A 17,336-nucleotide genomic window follows, 5' to 3' on the forward strand; every position below is an offset into this window, starting at 1 on the left:
GAATGTGGGAGAAAAAGTGAAGACAGAGGTAACGGCCTGGCATACAGGAAATGCGGGAATTGTAATCCGGGAGTATGATACAGAAAAAAATCAGAACGTGGCAGTAGGCTTCGATGTATTCGCGAGAGATCCCAATGGGCTCTATCCGGATACGCCGGACAGGATTCGGGAACAGATCCTGGAGGAGATAGAAACCGGAGCTATCGAAATGCTGGTGTTTACCCATGAGCATGGAGATCATTTCTGCCTCGTAGATACCCTGGAGGCCTTGCGGCGCAACCCTGCGCTTCGGATCCTGTCTACAGAGGCAGTAATCCGGCAAATCCGGGAACGGGAGCCGCAGGCGGGAAGGCTTACGGCAATTCGGGCTTCCGAGCAAAAATACAGAGTTGCAGATCTGGGCGCAGTCAGTCTGACGGTATTTAACAGCGTTCATATGGGCGACCAGTTTGCGGATATCCAGAACCTGGTCTGCCTTATAGAGATCGGAGGGCGGCACATTCTGCTGCCGGGAGACGCAAGGCCGGATTCGCAGCTTTACAGGCGCGCGGCAGCCTGGTCGGAGGACATAGACTGGCTGATTGGCCCGTTTCCGTTGCTGGGGCTGCCCTCCTCCCGCCGGCTGATCAGGCAAAATCTGAAGCTTGGACATGTGCTTGCGGTGCATCTGCCCCGGCCGGAGAAGGACGCGGAGGGCTGGCGGAGAAATGCGGAGCACATCTGCAGGACGGCAGAGGACGGACTTCCGGTACCGGTATTCGGATACGAGCCGGGAAAACAGTACAGGCTTTGAAAAAGTGCCTAAAAAAGCCCGGAAAATCAAGTGTATTTTTACAGAAAAACCCCTTGACACAGGGTTTTTTTCTTATTATACTAATCTAGTGTGCGCGAAAAGCATAGGGTATTTTTGCGCGCCTGAAACAGTCGAATTACCGACACAGCAGCCTGACAGGGCCGGCAACATTGCCTGCCACTCATCACAGGAGGTGAAAGGAATGCCAACATTCAACCAGTTAGTTAGAAAAGGACGTCAGACAACTGTAAAGAAGTCTACAGCGCCCGCCCTTCAGAAAGGATTTAACTCTCTGAAGAAGAAAGCAACTGATACATCCGCACCGCAGAAGCGTGGCGTTTGTACCGCAGTAAAGACCGCTACCCCGAAGAAACCGAACTCTGCTCTTCGTAAGATCGCCAGAGTACGTCTTTCCAACGGTATCGAGGTAACAAGCTATATCCCCGGAGAAGGACATAACCTTCAGGAGCATAGCGTTGTTATGATCCGTGGCGGTAGAGTAAAGGACCTGCCCGGTACCAGATATCACATTATCCGTGGTACACTGGATACAGCAGGAGTTGCAAAGAGAAGACAGGCACGTTCCAAGTACGGTGCCAAGAGACCGAAAGACGCAAAGAAGTAATTTAAAGGTCGTTTGGTTTTGTAACTAGTACAGGTTTCACGCTGTGAATATTTAGAGAGGTAACACCACAGTCACTAGGCTCGAGAATACCTCGCCAAGTGTCTGGGTGGACGTTCGCACTAAGCTCGAAAACACCTCGCTAAGTGCTCACAGTCAACAGAACTATTCGTTGGATAGACAATTGTCTATATTGCCGGAATGAAATATCGTCCCTTAGGCTGCGGGTCGTATATAGATTTGCCGTGCACGACACAAGTAGAAAGACACATGTGAGTACCTGAGAATTAAGAGTGAATCTTACTGAATCACTGATTCGGTAAGCATGTATTAAGGAGGGAAGTATTGTGGCACGTAAAGGACATACTCAGAAAAGAGATGTATTAGCGGATCCGCTGTACAACAACAAGGTAGTCACCAAGCTTATCAACAACATCATGCTGGATGGTAAGAAGGGCGTGGCTCAGAAAATTGTTTACGGAGCATTCGAGAGAGTAGAGGCTAAGACAGAAAAGCCGGCTCTGGAAGTATTCGAAGAGGCAATGAACAACATCATGCCGCTTCTCGAGGTAAAGGCAAGACGTGTCGGCGGAGCAACCTACCAGGTTCCGATCGAGGTTCGCGCTGATCGTCGTCAGGCTCTGGCTCTTCGCTGGATGACCATGTTCTCCCGTAAGCGCGGTGAGAAGACCATGGAAGAGCGTCTGGCAAATGAGATTATGGATGCAGCAAACAACACAGGCGCATCTGTAAAGAGAAAAGAAGACATGCACAAGATGGCAGAAGCAAACAAGGCGTTTGCTCACTATCGTTTCTAATTATTTGAGGAGGAAAATCCCGTGGCTGGAAGAGAATATCCATTGGAGAGAACCAGAAATATCGGAATCATGGCTCATATCGATGCTGGTAAGACCACACTGACTGAGCGTATTCTGTATTACACTGGTGTAAACTATAAGATCGGTGATACTCATGAAGGTACTGCTACCATGGACTGGATGGAGCAGGAGCAGGAGCGTGGTATCACCATCACTTCCGCTGCTACAACCTGTCACTGGACGCTGCAGGAGCACTGCAAGCCGAAGCCGGGCGCATTAGAGAACCGTATCAATATCATTGATACCCCGGGCCACGTAGACTTTACGGTTGAGGTAGAGCGTTCCCTTCGTGTACTGGACGGCGCTGTCGGCGTGTTCTGTGCGAAGGGTGGTGTAGAGCCGCAGTCTGAGAACGTATGGCGTCAGGCTGATACCTACAATGTTCCCCGTATGGCATTCATCAACAAGATGGATATCCTGGGAGCAGATTTCTACAATGCAGTAGATATGATTAAGACCAGACTTGGCAAGAATGCCATCTGTCTGCAGCTTCCGATTGGTAAGGAAGACGAGTTCAAGGGAATCATCGACCTGTTCGAGATGCAGGCATACATCTACAATGATGAGAAGGGCGAGGACATCTCCATCACAGAGATTCCGGAGGACATGAAGGACGAAGCAGAGCTTTATCACCAGGAGCTGATCGAGAAGATCTGCGAGCTGGATGACGACCTGATGATGCAGTACCTTGAGGACGAGGGAGCATCTATCGCAGTTGAGGATCTGAAGAGAGTTCTTCGTAAAGCAACCTGTGAGTGTACAGCTGTTCCGGTTTGCTGCGGTACCGCATACAGAAATAAGGGAGTTCAGAAGCTTCTGGACGCTATTATCGAGTATATGCCGGCTCCGACAGATATCCCGTCTATCAAGGGAACTGATATGGATGGCAATGAAGTAGAGCGCCATTCCTCTGATGAGGAGCCGTTCGCTGCACTTGCATTCAAGATCATGGCTGACCCGTTCGTAGGAAAGCTTGCATTCTTCCGTGTGTACTCAGGAACCATGAATTCCGGTTCTTATGTATATAACTCTACAAAGCAGAAGAAGGAGCGTGTAGGCCGTATCCTGCAGATGCACGCAAATAAGAGAGCAGAGCTGGACAAAGTATATTCCGGTGACATCGCTGCAGCAGTTGGATTCAAGTTCACCACAACCGGTGATACCATCTGTGACGAGCAGCATCCGGTAATTCTGGAGTCCATGGAGTTCCCGGAGCCGGTTATCGAGCTGGCTATCGAGCCGAAGACCAAGGCTGGTCAGGGCAAGATGGGCGAGGCTCTTGCAAAGCTGGCAGAGGAGGACCCGACTTTCCGTGCGCATACCGATCAGGAGACCGGTCAGACTATCATCGCGGGAATGGGAGAGCTGCATCTGGAAATCATCGTAGACCGTCTGCTGCGTGAGTTCAAGGTAGAGGCTAATGTAGGTGCACCGCAGGTAGCTTACAAGGAGACTTTCACCAAGGCTGTTGACGTAGACAGCAAGTACGCTAAGCAGTCCGGTGGACGTGGACAGTACGGACACTGTAAGGTCCGCTTTGAGCCGATGGACGCCAACGGAGAAGAGCTGTTTAAGTTCGATTCCGAGGTTGTTGGTGGTGCGATTCCGAAGGAGTATATCCCGGCAGTCGGCGAAGGTATCGAAGAGGCTGCACAGTCCGGTATCCTGGGAGGCTTCCCGGTACTCGGTGTTCATGCTACCGTATACGATGGATCTTACCATGAGGTCGACTCCAGTGAGATGGCATTCCATATCGCTGGTTCCATGGCTTTCAAGGAGGCTATGCAGAAGGGTAATCCGGTACTGCTTGAGCCGATCATGAAGGTTGAGGTTACTACTCCGGAGGAGTACATGGGCGATGTTATCGGTGATATCAACAGCCGTCGTGGACGTATCGAGGGTATGGATGATATCGGCGGCGGTAAGATGATCCGCGGATATGTACCGCTTGCAGAGATGTTCGGTTACTCCACAGACCTGCGTTCCAAGACTCAGGGCCGTGGTAACTACTCCATGTTCTTCGAGAAATACGAGCAGGTACCGAAGAATATCCAGGAGAAAGTACTCGCTGCTAAGAAATAATGATGTGAAAAAGCAAAATTCCTAAATTTTGCTTGAAAAATAAGGCTCTATGAAATATAATCAGAAGTAGCCGAGTTTTAATATCGAAACAGGAAAAAATCAACTTTTACCCTTAGGGTGAATGAATTCAAGGAGGACAATCAAAATGGCTAAAGCTAAATTTGACAGAACAAAACCGCATTGTAATATCGGTACCATCGGTCACGTAGACCATGGTAAAACTACTCTGACTGCAGCTATCACAAAGGTTCTGGCAGCTCGTGTTGCTGGTAACACAGCTACAGACTTCGAGAACATCGACAAGGCTCCGGAAGAGAGAGAGCGTGGAATCACCATCTCTACTGCACACGTTGAGTATGAGACAGAGAAGAGACACTACGCACACGTTGACTGCCCGGGCCATGCTGACTATGTAAAGAACATGATCACTGGTGCAGCACAGATGGACGGCGCTATCCTGGTAGTAGCAGCTACCGATGGTGTTATGGCTCAGACTAAGGAGCACATCCTTCTGTCCCGTCAGGTAGGCGTTCCTTACATCGTAGTATTCATGAACAAGTGCGACATGGTAGACGATGAGGAGCTGCTTGAGCTGGTAGACATGGAGATCCGTGAGCTGCTGAACGAGTATGAGTTCCCGGGAGATGACACTCCGATCATCCAGGGTTCCGCTCTGAAGGCTCTTGAGGATCCGATGGGACCGTGGGGAGACAAGGTTATGGAGCTGATGGATGCAGTTGATAGCTGGATTCCGGATCCGAAGCGTGCTACAGACCAGCCGTTCCTGATGCCGGTCGAGGACGTATTCACCATCACAGGTCGTGGTACCGTTGCTACCGGCCGTGTTGAGCGTGGTGTTCTGCATCTGAATGAGGAAGTTGAGATCGTTGGTATTAAGGAAGAGACTCGTAAGACCGTTGTAACCGGTATCGAGATGTTCCGTAAGCTGCTTGACGAGGCTCAGGCTGGTGACAACATCGGAGCTCTGCTTCGTGGTGTTCAGAGAACCGAGATCGAAAGAGGTCAGGTTATCGTTAAGCCGGGCAGCATCACCTGCCATACAAAGTTCACCGCTCAGGTTTACGTTCTGACAAAGGACGAGGGTGGCCGTCATACACCGTTCTTCAACAACTACAGACCGCAGTTCTACTTCCGTACAACTGACGTTACTGGCGTTTGCAACCTGCCGGCTGGTACAGAGATGTGCATGCCTGGTGACAACGTAGAGATGACCATCGAGCTGATCCACCCGATCGCTATGGAGCAGGGTCTTACATTCGCTATCCGTGAGGGTGGCCGTACAGTAGGATCTGGACGTGTTGCTACAATCGTCGAGTAATCTACGCGAAAGCAATGAGATAAGCGCCGAATAGGCGATGAAAAACAGCCCCTTGTGCTTGCACAAAAAGGGCTGTTTTTTATTGAATATGCGGGCATTTAACGAATGCCCGCGACCGAGGAAATGCATGGCATTTTCGAGGTTTGGCGCTTGTCTGAATCAAGGCTTCTGGGGAATTCCCCGGAAGCCTTTTTTTAGTTACAAATGTGTAATTTTCTTGTCGTGGTTCTAGTTTGGTTCTAAAAATTCGTACTTTCTATTTTCAATGGATGTAATCTTCTATCGGAACATTGAATAATCGCAGGGTATCTTCCAGCCACATCTCATATTCTTCTTTATCCAAGAGGCCATCCGCAAGCTGCTGGTTGACTTTGTTCCAATCAGGAATGAAGGTGGCGATCTGGGCGTTGGGAATGTCCAGAGCCAGGTGCGCCATGAGCTGGTTATCTTTCTGAGAGTAAGTCGTATTTCCTTTTATATGTAAGCCTCTGCGATCCAGGTCAATCAGAATAGCAAGAAAATCGGCAAAGGTTCGGACAGGCGCAGTTCTGGGAGTAGAAATCTTTACACCCAACAGTTCATTCATCGAGATTTTCAATATATCACAAAACTTCTGTATCGTTTCCACAGGCGGCTCACTGTAGCCATTTTCATAATTGGAATATGAAGAATTGGTCAGCTCCAGCCGGGTGGCCATTTCTCGCTGGTTGATTCCGGCGTTCATCCGGGCTTGTTTCATTTTCTTTCCTACTTCTAAATATTCTCCTAAACGCATGATTTTACCCTCCATGATACTAATTTAGCACAATAAGATACAGAAATCAATGTAAAAGATACAAGAATTTTAATAAATCATGTTGACAAATCAAAAATCTTGTATTAAATTAGAAATACAAGAAATTATGTAACAATACAAGAAATAAAAGAGGAGGAGTGAATTATGGGGACAAACTATATGATGACCGCGGACGAAGTAGCTGCGGAACTGGGGATTTCCAAGGGTCATGCTTATAAAATGATCCGGCAGATGAACGAGGAACTGGAAAAAGCCGGGTTCATCGTTGTAGCAGGTAAGATTCCGAGGGCTTTTTGGGAAAAGAAGTTTTTCGGATATCAGACATCAGCGTAAGGAGGGATGGATATGCCAGCATATAAGGATGAAAAGCAAAATACCTGGTACTGTCTGTTTTATTACAGAGATTGGCAGGGAAACAAGAAGAAAAAGCAAAAAAGGGGGTTCCAAACAAAGAAAGAGGCTCTTGAGTGGGAAAACAACTATAAGTTAACGGCCAATGCAAACATGGATATGACGATGGGAGCGTTCGTGGAGATTTATTTCCGGGATAAGAAGGGAGAATTGAAAGAGAGGTCAGTAAAAAATAAGCGCTATATGATAGAAGCGCACATTCTTCCGTATTTCAAGGACAGGCCTATGAACAGCATTACTCCGTCAGACATTATCCAATGGCAGAATGAAATGCGGACAAAGGGGTTTGCCCAGACCTATCTCCGTATGATACAGAATCAGATCACAGCGCTGTTCAATCACGCGAGCAATATTTACGGCCTGGGGAACAATCCCTGTAAAAAAGTAAAGAAGATGGGAAAGGCGGATGCGGACGAATTGGATTTTTGGACAAAAGATGAATACGACAAATTTATCAGCGGAATGGAGGAAGGGGACAGATATTACACGATTTTCGAAGTACTATTTTGGACAGGCTGCCGGGAGGGAGAAATGCTGGCCCTGACAAAATCAGATATTGACTTTGCAAGGAATCAAATCAGTATTAGTAAAACCTATTACCGTGCGGAGGGACGGGATATTATTACGACGCCGAAAACGGAGCAGTCGGCAAGAGTCATTGATATTCCACAGTTTTTAACACAGGAGTTGAAAGATTATGTGGATAAACTCTATGGAATATCGGACAACGAGAGGATATTTCCCATCGTGCCAGAGGCGGTGCAGCATAAGCTGAAACGGGAGTGTGAGAAAAGCGGAGTAAAGAAAATCCGCGTACACGATCTCCGTCACAGCCATGTTTCACTTTCACAGGGTTATTTCTGGGACAGTCTATCTGACTGCCTCAGATAACCCTTTTTCTTTTGCCTCACGTTCCGCCTTTTCACGCTCATATTTGCGACGCATATAAGTACGGTTCCATGCACGCTTACGGCGTTTGCGGTCTTCTTCTTTTATCTGTTCAGGTGTAAGCTCCGGCATCGGAACATCCAGCTTACCCACATACTTGAGATAAATATCAATCTGCTGAATTCTGTCACCGGTTGATTTGTCTGCTTCGTGTACCACGATTTTATCAACAAACTCATGAATCATAGGAGTAGTAAGTTCTGTGAAATCTGTGTATCGGTGTACAAGTTCAATAAACTTATCTACATTATCAGCATTCTCCTGATAGTCATTAAAAGTCTTTTCTAAAGCATCTACTGATAATTCCAATTCATTTTGTTCCGTTTCGTAGTCAGCCAAAAGCATTTCAAACCGCTTGTCACTTAGCTTCCCATTTACATTGTCCTCATAGATTTTCTTAATGAGGGTATTTAATTCTTTGATACGTTTCTGCTCTCTGGAAAGACGTTTTTTCAGTGCTTTGGCTTCGCTTTCCTGTTGAAGCTCCGTAGCACTGCGAACCTTTTCGATAAACTCGGATTCATGCTCCATCACATAAGTGCTGGTAGCTTTAATAACTTCCAAAAGCAAATCCCTGATAACATCCGTGCGGACATGATGCTGTGTGCATCTGTTTTCAAACTTGCTCTTTGCCTTACTGTAGGTGGAGCAGGTGTAATTGTCCTGTGCATTGGTGTACTTTCCGGTAGGATTACCATCCTTATCCCTCTTTTCATAACCGCCGGTGCGGTGGTTGAACATCTTAGCACCGCAGTCAGCACAATATACCAGTCCGGTCAGAGGATTGATGTCACCTTTCTTGGTGGGACGGTGCTTGGTTTCACGGATTTTCTGAACAGTAAGCCATGTTTCTTCGTCCACAATCGCTTCCTGAGTATTCTCAAAGATAACCCAGTCCTCCGGTGAATTATGCACAGAATGTTTATCCTTGTAGGATTCCTTTTTGGTACGGAAATTTACTGTATGCCCCATATATTCAGGTTTTCTTACAAGGTCTGAAATCGTAGAAGCAGTCCAAGTGAATGGTCTGTTCATGTCACAGCTTCCCCGACAGGTTCCAAGTCCCTGCTTTGCAAGATAATAGGAAGGTCTTTCAACCTTTTCATCCTTCAGAATCCTTGCCACCTGCATCGGTCCGTTTCCCTCAATGATAAGCTGATAAATACGTCTTACCACTGTGGCAGCCTCTTCATCAATAATCCAATGGTCTGGGTCATCAGGGTCTTTCTTGTACCCGTAAATTGCGTTGCTTGTCAGATGTTTTCCATCCATTCCCTTATTATGAAGTACGGATTTGATTTTCCGGCTGGTATCACGTACATACCACTCATTCATAATGTTAAGAAATGGGGCAAATTCGTTACTGCCATCGTTTAGAGCACTGTCCACATTGTTGGAAATGGCAATAAATCGCACATTTTTCTTTCGAAACAGCACTTCCGTATAAAAGCCTACTTCAAGGTAATTACGTCCGATACGGCTCATATCCTTTACGATAACGCATCCTACAGTGCCATCTTCAATATCCGCAAGCATACGCTTCCAGTCAGGTCTGTCAAAATTGGTTCCCGACCAGCCATCATCCGTATAGTGACGTAGGTTGACAAATCCCTGCTCGGTTGCAAATTTCTCCAACATTTTCTTCTGATTTATAATACTGTTGCTGTCACCACTCAGTTCATCATCACGGGATAATCTCTCGTAGAGTGCAGTGATTTTGTTAAGTTCCGGTTGTTTTGTTTTCATAAGATTCTCCTTTCAAAACAAACAACCAGCTTATCTGTGGTTTTATTCTACCACGAATAAGCTGGTTTGTGTAAAAATAATTATTGTCTCACTAATAGGAGAAATCCGAAAGAAAATCGGAACTGTTTTGTAAAACTTATAAATTTTAATTCCCCCGAATTCGGGGGAATTAGAAAAATGCAATTGAATTACTTCAATACCTTTGGATTTTGTTCTTCCAAAATGGACATTTGATGTATGGCAATCTTATTTAATTTTATCAGACGTTCTTTCTGACTTAATCCGTCTTCAATCAAAACTGCATTGATATTTTCCATGTTGGAAAGACAAATCAATTCATTAATGCTAGCATAATCTCTGATATTCCCCTTTTTGTCAGGATGTTCTTCACGCCACTGCTTGGCAGTCATACCAAACAATGCCATATTTAATACATCTGCTTCGGATGCATAGATTACAGAGGTCTGCTGTGGTGTAAGCTCAGCTGGAATCAGATTTGTTTTTATGGCATCTGTATGTATTCGGTAATTGATTTTTGCCAGCTCTCTTTTCGCACTCCAGCCAAGTAAAGCTTGTTCTTTCTTTTTTAACCGTTCAAATTCCTTAATCAGATACAGCTTAAACTGAGGAGATACCCAACTTGCAAACTCAAATGCAATATCCTTGTATGCGTATGTTCCACCATATCGTCCAGCTTTAGCTATGATACCTTTTGAATTGGTTCTGGTTACCCATTGCTTAACCGACATAATGAAACGATTCAGACCAGCTTCCTGCATAATTTCTTCATATGCATGGATATCAAAATCTTCGTTATACATTTCTTCCCATATACCAAGAAATTCTATTGTATTTTTATTACGAAGCCACTTCTCAATCAATGCCGGTCCGTTATCAATTTTTCGCACCATATCTGTTAAAGAAATATAATCATCTTCTTCAATCTGTAATACCTGTATTTCAGTACCATCGACATTGAGTTTTTCCATAAATCAGCCGTCCTTTCTTTATTCTTTATCCTTCGCCCGGCTCTTATACACATTATACTGGTTCTTGCATTTGCCGCTGCAGAATACGCTGTTTGGTCTGTTGGCAATAAAAGCATTGCCACAATGCTTACATACCCGGAGTGTGGATTTTTCATCGGTAAGCATAAAGGAAAACATCATCTGCACACCAAGTAAGAGGGAGTGGAAATCCCAGACAATGGTAGGTCGGTCAAGCAGCTCTATGTGATAGGTTGGTGCAATACCGCCAAATGCCGCCATGCCCTGACGGTAAAGCTGTTTTTGCATATCATCCAGCATGTCAAAGTCCTGATAGTAGAGAAAGCTTGACATAAAGGTAAATGCCCAGTCTTTAAATAAAGTCACAAGCCAGTCATACCGTTCTGCATATTCTTTCTGGAAACTCATCATTACTGCCTGCGATTTGTTTTTCATGGTCATAATCAGTGCCATCATCTGCACATCGTCCGTACTCCATGAAGATTCCATCCCTTTTTTTACAAAATCAATCTTATCAAAGGGAAAGAAGTAAGAAAGATATTTTTCCGTAGTCATGCTTTCCTCTTTGATGAAATGGTTCTTCGGCAAATATACCGCATGGTAGGTAATAAAGTCCGGTGTGGTAGGAAGTGCTGTCATAAATCCAAGCAGTCCGTAACAGGTAACAAAATCCATAATGGCACTCTGCAAACGTTCCTGTGTATTATTTTTGTCCATGCACATCAATCCAAGGTTTACCGCCTTTAATACAATCTGCTCCGAATCCTTTAGCGGATTATAAAGAGACACTTTCGCATCCGGTGAAGGTGTGATGTACAACGTACCTTCTTTATCTTCCTTCCATTCATATTTGTCATAACGTGCCCAGTTGGAGCTGGTTCTCTTAAATAGGTTACTCATAAAAGCCTCCAATCTGTCTGCTCTAAAATGTAATCTGTATCATTGGAAAATATATTACTATCATACCAAGCATGTCCTACAAGGTCAAATGGTATTTGTGATTTCTTTCGTTTTCTTATTCTTTTTATCCGTAATCAGTGACCGATAGGTATCATAAAAAATCTGCTCCGTCTTCGTAAGGGAAATGTGATTATCCACTCTGTTTTGTAGTGCCTGCATAAAGGATTTACGAAGCTTTTTTAACATGGTGTCACGGATTTTTCGGATATTTCTGTCGGTCTGCTCTCTACATGCTGCAATTAACTGGCAGGAGTATCCCTTAATGGCAAGCTGATATAAAAGCTCCTTCTGTACATCTTTTAACGCAAAGATTGCTTTAGAAATATCCTCGTCTGTTACCAGCTCATGTATTTCAAAGGGGCAGTCATAAATGGCATCAAGGAAATCCCCTTTCAGTATCTGCTTCCAGAAAACATGCCGGATGGGAGCAGGAATTACAATCTCATCCGGTGACATTCCCCATCCAAGGGGAACATCCGATCTTCCTATTTCATGGTAGCGTTCCTTACGTTCCCGGTTGGCATCAAACCTGTTCCACCATGTAACCACATTTGCAAATTCCTCCTCGGTTCTGGCAGAATCCTCAAGACGTGTCAGTGCTTCCTGTTCCAGTTCACGTTTCAGCTTGTTTCTTGTTGATGCTTCCGGTATCCCTGATACTTTCGGCTCATTTTCCATCTCAAGTTCTATTTCAAGAATAGCGGCATTCTCCCGTTCAAGGGCATCCGTCAGGTCATCTTCCGGCATGTCTTCTTCAAAATAATCATTTGTACATTCCTTCAACAGGGATTCACCACCTTTCAAAAAATATTTTCAAAACTTTTATAAAAAACAGTTCCGTTTTGGGACTGCATTTCTCCTATAGGTGAGGAAGTAATCTTATTTATCGAAAAAAGATTACTTAATACCATAAGAAAGGAGCCGGATTTTATGAAGATTTGTCTTATCCGTTGTCGCAGTCCGTCAAAGATACTTTGATTATAGCAAACATATGTTCACATTTCAAGGAGGAGGTGAAATAATTATGGAGCAGACAGCAAGTAAAGAGCAGGCGATGTCCTCTTTTACCAAAAGAAAAGGACAGACCACCTATAAGGTAAATGTGTTTTTCGCAGAGAATACTACAGCTACCTTTGAGGATAAGCTTTTGCATCTGATGGCAAATGATATTGCCAACCGGAAGCAGGGTATACCGGATGCAGAGTAATTGTTGCACAAATCAATTGTTTTTAAGCTGATATTTCATCAGCAGGAAGGAGTTTTGTATGGGTAAATCAACCAAAACCTATGAAGAAAGAATCCAGGAGAAGGATTTAAGGATCGAGAAGCTGGCACAGGAACTGAAGCGTTATGAGGCACAAAAGAAGCAGCTGGAGAAACGAAAGAAGGAGGAAGAACGGAAAATCCGTACCCACCGTCTGATTGAAATTGGTGCGGCGGTGGAGTCAGTTCTTGGAAGATGTATTGAGCTGGAAGAAATCCCTAAGCTGATTGCATTTCTAAATAAGCAGGAAGCCAACGGGAAATTTTTCTCCAAAGCAATGCAAAAAGGTCCGGATACAGATATGAAAAAAGAGGAAGTTGGGGAGTCAGGAGTTTCCTGATTCCCTTCTCTTTTTAGGGAGAAGGGCGCACTTATAGACAGGCAGAGCCTGTCTATTGCGCGCGCTCTGCGAGGCTTATGGGAAGCATCTGGGTTTTAAAAGATAAACTTTCGGAACGGTCTGCTTCCCATAGGAAGAACCCCTCCGGCGTTCTTCCACATAAGAATATGCACTTTTAACGAAGGAGGATATGCACTATGTCAATTTATCATTGCAGTATCAAAATCATTAGCAGGAGTGATGGAAAATCGGCAGTTGCTTCTTCTGCCTACCGCTCCGGCGAAAAGCTCATGGATGACCGCACAGGTCTTGTTCATGACTTTACGAAAAAGCGTGGAGTTGTATTTACAGAAGTTGCACTTCCGGCACATGCTCCGCCGGAATATGCTGACCGGAATGTATTATGGAATGCGGTGGAAAAGGCAGAAAAGAAATCCAACGCACAGCTTGCGAGAGAGATAGAAGTGGCACTTCCAAAGGAGCTTTCAAGGGAATGTCAGATTGAAATTGTAAGAAGGTATGTGCAGGATAATTTTGTTTCCGTTGGCATGTGTGCCGACTGGGCATTGCATGATAAGGGTGATGGCAACCCCCATGCTCACATTATGCTGACCATGCGTGGCATCAAACCCGATGGCACATGGGCACAGAAGGAAAAGAAGATTTATGCCCTTGATGAAGACGGAAACCGCATTCCACTCATTGACCCTGCTACCGGAGAGCAGAAGCTTGGTAAACGGAATGAAAAGCTTTGGAAACGCATTACTGTAGAACCAAATGACTGGAACGAACACAGTAAAGCAGAAATCTGGAGAAAATCATGGGCAGATATCTGTAACGAATATCTGTCTTTGGAACAGCAGATTGACCACAGAAGTTACAAACGGCAGGAGCTGGATTTAGAGCCTACCATCCACGAAGGGTATCGTGCCCGCAAGATGGAGAAGGCAGGCTTTGTTTCTAATCGGTGCGAATACAACCGGATTGTAAAAGCTATCAATTCACTTAAGACAAAATGGTTACAGACAGTCCGTGAATTACAACAGACCATTATAGAGAAAGGACGTTTTTTATATGAACGAATTGCAGGATACCTTGGAGGAAATCATGAAGATTTTTTCCTCACAGGAAGAGATGCTGGACATCATGGAGGAACAGCAGAAGGAGTTGGATTTTCTTCGGAATACGATTCAGAAGCAGGACGAATTGCTGAAGAAATTGAACGAAGAGAATGCCAAGCTGTCGGCAGAGAATCAGGAATTAGCCGGACAGAATCTGCGATTGCAAACACAGAATCAGCAATTGCAGAAATTATGCAAAGAGTAAAAGAGAAAGCGAGGGAACGAGATGAACGAATCAGAAAACTTAAAGAACGAAGACGACTTGTTGAGTCTGTCGGAGACACTTATGGAGGAGAACGAAACTTACCGTCATCGGATAAATCAGTTGGAGAATCAGATACAGACGCATTTATCCGACAGGCAAAAGCTGAAATCGCAGATACAATCCATGCAATCAACTCTGGACGCAATAGCGCAAGAGAATCAGAACTTGAACGCTCATATCGCCAGATTAGCAGAGAGCGATTTGGTACTGGTGGAGAACGAGAAGTTGAAAAAGGAAAATCAGCAGGTGCTGGCAGAGAAAGAGAAGGCTCAGAGAATCTTCGCAGAAGCCGAGAAAAAGGCAGAGAACGCTAATGTTGTCTTAATGAAAGCGAAGGCATTGGAAGCTGATTTTAACAATCATATTTCCGTTGAAGCTAAGCATATCCGCAAGCAAGTAAAAGCAGATATGCAAATACAGTTACAGGAAAAGTTGCGAACGCAAACCGCTACACTTGGCGTATGGACATGGGTAATTGCTTTTATCAGCATTGTTCAAACTGGTTATATCTTTTTTGTCAACAAAGATGTAGTTGCCACCATACCTGATTGGTTTCTGAATCGTGGCAGGAATGTGATGAACATTTCAAATTTGCTTTGTAGGGTGTATCAGTGGTGCTATGAATATCTGGCTCAGTATGTCCATTCCTATGTGGCAGTTGGTATTATTGCTTTAGTGTCTGTTGGGATTGCGGCAGGTGTATTTGTACTTGCGAAAATAGCATTTGACAGGATTACAGAAAAGTGTGATGACCGATGGCAATATTACAAAAACACTGGTGTTGCAGAACTTAGAAAGGCTGTGTCCGTAGCACTTTGTGTTATCAGTGTTACATTGTCAATGTTATCTGTTTCACTGATTCCGGTAGATATTAATGTGCTAAGCTGGTGGCTTATTCTTTCGGCAGGTCTGAATTTTTTGTATCATGGCAGTTGTAAGGGCAGTTACCATTAATGCATAAAAGTACTCCCATGGGCAGATGAAATCTGCTCACGGGAGAGTAATACAAAGGCGGTTCAAACTGGAAGTTGTCAGTCTTTCATCTTTTTTATCACTCACTAATTAACTGTAATCCATTAGGATTTAGCTGATATATTTTATCACACACCTCTTCAATGTACTTTCTATCGTGAGAAATGCTAATGACAGCCCCTGGAAATTCTCGGAGCATTTTTCTTATTACCGGGCCGGATAATGGTGAAAAATTTCTTGTAGGCTCATCCAGAATAAGAACATTCGCACCACTTAAACTCATCCTCAAAAGAAGCACTTTCGCCTTTTGTCCACCAGACAACTCCCGAATAGGATGCTCCATTTCATCTGGCGTGTATTTAAGTGAACCTAGGTATGTTCTAATTCTTGTACGCTCTTCTTTATCTCCTGTTTTATCAAGGTAATCAACCGGTGTAACAGATAGCTCCAACAAATCTTCATAATTTTGGGGCATATATTCTGCTTTAATATCATTCCGATTCATAAGTTCTTCCGCTATCTTTTTTAGAAGAGTCGTTTTTCCTGCCCCGTTGGCTCCTATAATACAGATTTTCTCTGATCCTTTTATTTTCAAATAAATTCCTTCTGCCAAAATTCTTTCGCCTTCTGGAGTCATTAGCTTTGAAAGTTCATATTCTATGACCGTTTTCCCTGTTGGAATGTATGCGTTTTTATCTCCTAATTTAAAAAAGATTGCTTCTTCCTGCTCCGGCATTTGCGTCATATTTTCGTCTTCTCTTTCAAATCTTCGCCCCATAGCCTTAACTGTGTGCATTTTGTCCTTCAAATTCTTTGCCACCGACGGCGCTTGTCTGGAACAATTTGCTAATGCGCTTTGCACACTCTGAGACACTCTTTGATATTTCTCATCTCGAATCTTTTTTTCCCTACGGTCACATAGTGCCCTCTGTTCTTGAAGTTCAAATTTATGAAGCCGTTCCTCCACATAGTTTCTATAGGGAAGCTTGGCCACGGTATATCTCGCTTCTGTTTTTCGCTTAATCTGCTCGATATGTATTACCATGTTGGCGGTACGCTCTATCAATGTTTCATCGTGTGAAATAAAAAGCACAATATGTTTCCATTCATTTATGGTTTTTTCCAGTAATGTAAGCGTCGCAATGTCAATATCATTTGAAGGTTCGTCTAACAATAGCACAGAAACATCGCGAATAAAAAGCCGCATGAGTTGTACCTTGACTTTTTCTCCTCCTGAAAGGCTCCCCATCATCTGACTACTGTAGAAAAAATCATTTTTTATTCCAAATTTTCCTGCAGTAACAGACAGTTCTTTTGGCGTTTTCTCCCAGAATATTTCTTCCTCAGAAAAATACTCGTATACGGTTTTTTTCTTATCTTCATCGGGCATCTCTTGCGGAAGGTAACCAAAACGTTCGTTTCCCATTACTCTTTCCCCATCCGCTTCTATATAGTTTTCTATAAGCGATGGATCATATATCCACTTCATTAATGTTGATTTTCCGTTCCCTTCTTCTCCAATGATAACTGCTTTATCTCCATCATTTAGCACAAGGTTGAAATCATCAAGAATTACTCTCAGGTCTTTTTTATGTGTTAAATTTAATTTCTTTATCTGTAACATAAAGTTCCTCCTTTTCGAAACACGAGTCAATTATTTTTGTACACACAAAAACGAGCCTTTTTTGCATACGCAAAAATAGACTCGCCAAATAGACCTTTATTCCTTTCCCTAAGGAAAAGCAAAGGAAATGCCTCTTGCGATAATCCAACTTAAGCGTACACAAAAATA

17 protein-coding genes are annotated in these 17,336 nt (G+C 44.1%); 11 read left to right on the forward strand and 6 right to left on the reverse strand.

The features are described 5' to 3' along the window. The first annotated feature begins 4 nt into the window (after positions 1–4). The 5 genes from ACTNCH_RS08735 (at position 5) to tuf (ending at position 5,714) form a co-directional block, all read left to right on the forward strand. Entirely contained in the window at positions 5–793 is a 789-nt protein-coding gene (locus ACTNCH_RS08735; RefSeq protein ID WP_441018578.1) for an MBL fold metallo-hydrolase, read from the forward strand. Between the two features lie 202 nt (positions 794–995). Continuing rightward, complete coding sequence (rpsL, locus tag ACTNCH_RS08740) at positions 996–1,418, forward strand: 30S ribosomal protein S12 (RefSeq protein ID WP_158363525.1); 423 nt, start codon at positions 996–998, stop codon at positions 1,416–1,418. Positions 1,419–1,762: 344 nt separating this feature from the next. After that, positions 1,763–2,233 carry a 30S ribosomal protein S7 gene (gene rpsG / locus ACTNCH_RS08745; protein ID WP_178038305.1) on the forward strand — a complete coding sequence of 157 codons (471 nt, stop codon included), beginning with the start codon at positions 1,763–1,765 and terminating at the stop codon, positions 2,231–2,233. Positions 2,234–2,254: 21 nt separating this feature from the next. Further along, positions 2,255–4,375, forward strand: coding sequence for an elongation factor G (fusA, locus tag ACTNCH_RS08750; RefSeq protein ID WP_441018581.1), 2,121 nt, complete (start codon positions 2,255–2,257; stop codon positions 4,373–4,375). Between the two features lie 145 nt (positions 4,376–4,520). Then, the gene (tuf, locus tag ACTNCH_RS08755; RefSeq protein ID WP_158363528.1) at positions 4,521–5,714 is read left to right on the forward strand and encodes an elongation factor Tu; all 1,194 of its coding nucleotides are present in this window, start codon (positions 4,521–4,523) and stop codon (positions 5,712–5,714) included. A gap of 262 nt (positions 5,715–5,976) precedes the next feature. On the opposite strand, the gene ACTNCH_RS08760 is transcribed toward tuf, so the two are convergent. Then, positions 5,977–6,489, reverse strand: a complete 513-nt coding sequence (locus tag ACTNCH_RS08760; RefSeq protein ID WP_441018584.1) for a helix-turn-helix domain-containing protein — start codon at positions 6,487–6,489, stop codon at positions 5,977–5,979. A gap of 165 nt (positions 6,490–6,654) precedes the next feature. On the opposite strand from ACTNCH_RS08760, the gene ACTNCH_RS08765 reads away from it, so the two are divergent. Together ACTNCH_RS08765 and ACTNCH_RS08770 are read left to right on the forward strand one after the other, a co-directional pair. Beyond that, positions 6,655–6,843, forward strand: a complete 189-nt coding sequence (locus ACTNCH_RS08765) for a helix-turn-helix domain-containing protein (RefSeq protein WP_186873816.1) — start codon at positions 6,655–6,657, stop codon at positions 6,841–6,843. Positions 6,844–6,855: 12 nt separating this feature from the next. Beyond that, positions 6,856–7,812, forward strand: coding sequence for an Arm DNA-binding domain-containing protein (locus ACTNCH_RS08770; protein ID WP_441018586.1), 957 nt, complete (start codon positions 6,856–6,858; stop codon positions 7,810–7,812). Here ACTNCH_RS08770 and ACTNCH_RS08775 read toward each other — a convergent pair. The 4 genes from ACTNCH_RS08775 to ACTNCH_RS08790 form a co-directional block, all read right to left on the reverse strand. Then, complete coding sequence (locus ACTNCH_RS08775) at positions 7,792–9,615, reverse strand: recombinase family protein (RefSeq protein ID WP_238297847.1); 1,824 nt, start codon at positions 9,613–9,615, stop codon at positions 7,792–7,794. The genes ACTNCH_RS08770 and ACTNCH_RS08775 overlap by 21 nt on opposite strands. Before the next feature lie 188 nt (positions 9,616–9,803). Continuing rightward, positions 9,804–10,604 (reverse strand): KilA-N domain-containing protein, encoded by an 801-nt coding sequence (locus tag ACTNCH_RS08780; RefSeq protein ID WP_238297848.1) that lies wholly within the window; start codon positions 10,602–10,604, stop codon positions 9,804–9,806. Between the two features lie 18 nt (positions 10,605–10,622). Beyond that, positions 10,623–11,522, reverse strand: a complete 900-nt coding sequence (locus ACTNCH_RS08785) for a hypothetical protein (RefSeq protein WP_238297849.1) — start codon at positions 11,520–11,522, stop codon at positions 10,623–10,625. An 84-nt stretch (positions 11,523–11,606) separates the two neighbouring features. Further along, positions 11,607–12,365: a hypothetical protein gene (locus ACTNCH_RS08790; protein ID WP_441018589.1), complete on the reverse strand. Its 759-nt coding sequence runs from the start codon at positions 12,363–12,365 to the stop codon at positions 11,607–11,609. Positions 12,366–12,606: 241 nt separating this feature from the next. On the opposite strand from ACTNCH_RS08790, the gene ACTNCH_RS08795 reads away from it, so the two are divergent. From ACTNCH_RS08795 to ACTNCH_RS08810, 4 genes are all read left to right on the forward strand, one after another. Further along, positions 12,607–12,789 (forward strand): transposon-encoded TnpW family protein, encoded by a 183-nt coding sequence (locus ACTNCH_RS08795; RefSeq protein ID WP_238297851.1) that lies wholly within the window; start codon positions 12,607–12,609, stop codon positions 12,787–12,789. Positions 12,790–12,847: 58 nt separating this feature from the next. After that, a complete protein-coding gene (locus tag ACTNCH_RS08800) occupies positions 12,848–13,186 on the forward strand; it encodes a DUF3847 domain-containing protein (protein WP_238297852.1) in 339 nt (112 codons plus the stop codon). Between the two features lie 197 nt (positions 13,187–13,383). After that, on the forward strand, positions 13,384–14,886 hold the full coding sequence (gene mobQ, locus ACTNCH_RS08805) for a MobQ family relaxase (protein WP_238297853.1): 1,503 nt from the start codon (positions 13,384–13,386) through the stop codon (positions 14,884–14,886). Further along, the gene (locus ACTNCH_RS08810) at positions 14,798–15,526 is read left to right on the forward strand and encodes a hypothetical protein (protein WP_238297854.1); all 729 of its coding nucleotides are present in this window, start codon (positions 14,798–14,800) and stop codon (positions 15,524–15,526) included. Before mobQ ends, ACTNCH_RS08810 begins: the two co-directional genes overlap by 89 nt. A 97-nt stretch (positions 15,527–15,623) precedes the next feature. On the opposite strand, the gene ACTNCH_RS08815 is transcribed toward ACTNCH_RS08810, so the two are convergent. Continuing rightward, positions 15,624–17,168, reverse strand: a complete 1,545-nt coding sequence (locus ACTNCH_RS08815; RefSeq protein WP_346793722.1) for an ATP-binding cassette domain-containing protein — start codon at positions 17,166–17,168, stop codon at positions 15,624–15,626. Positions 17,169–17,336: the final 168 nt, after the last annotated feature.

The organism is Candidatus Merdisoma sp. HCP28S3_D10 (assembly GCF_052065835.1).
Lineage (GTDB): Bacteria > Bacillota > Clostridia > Lachnospirales > Lachnospiraceae > Laedolimicola.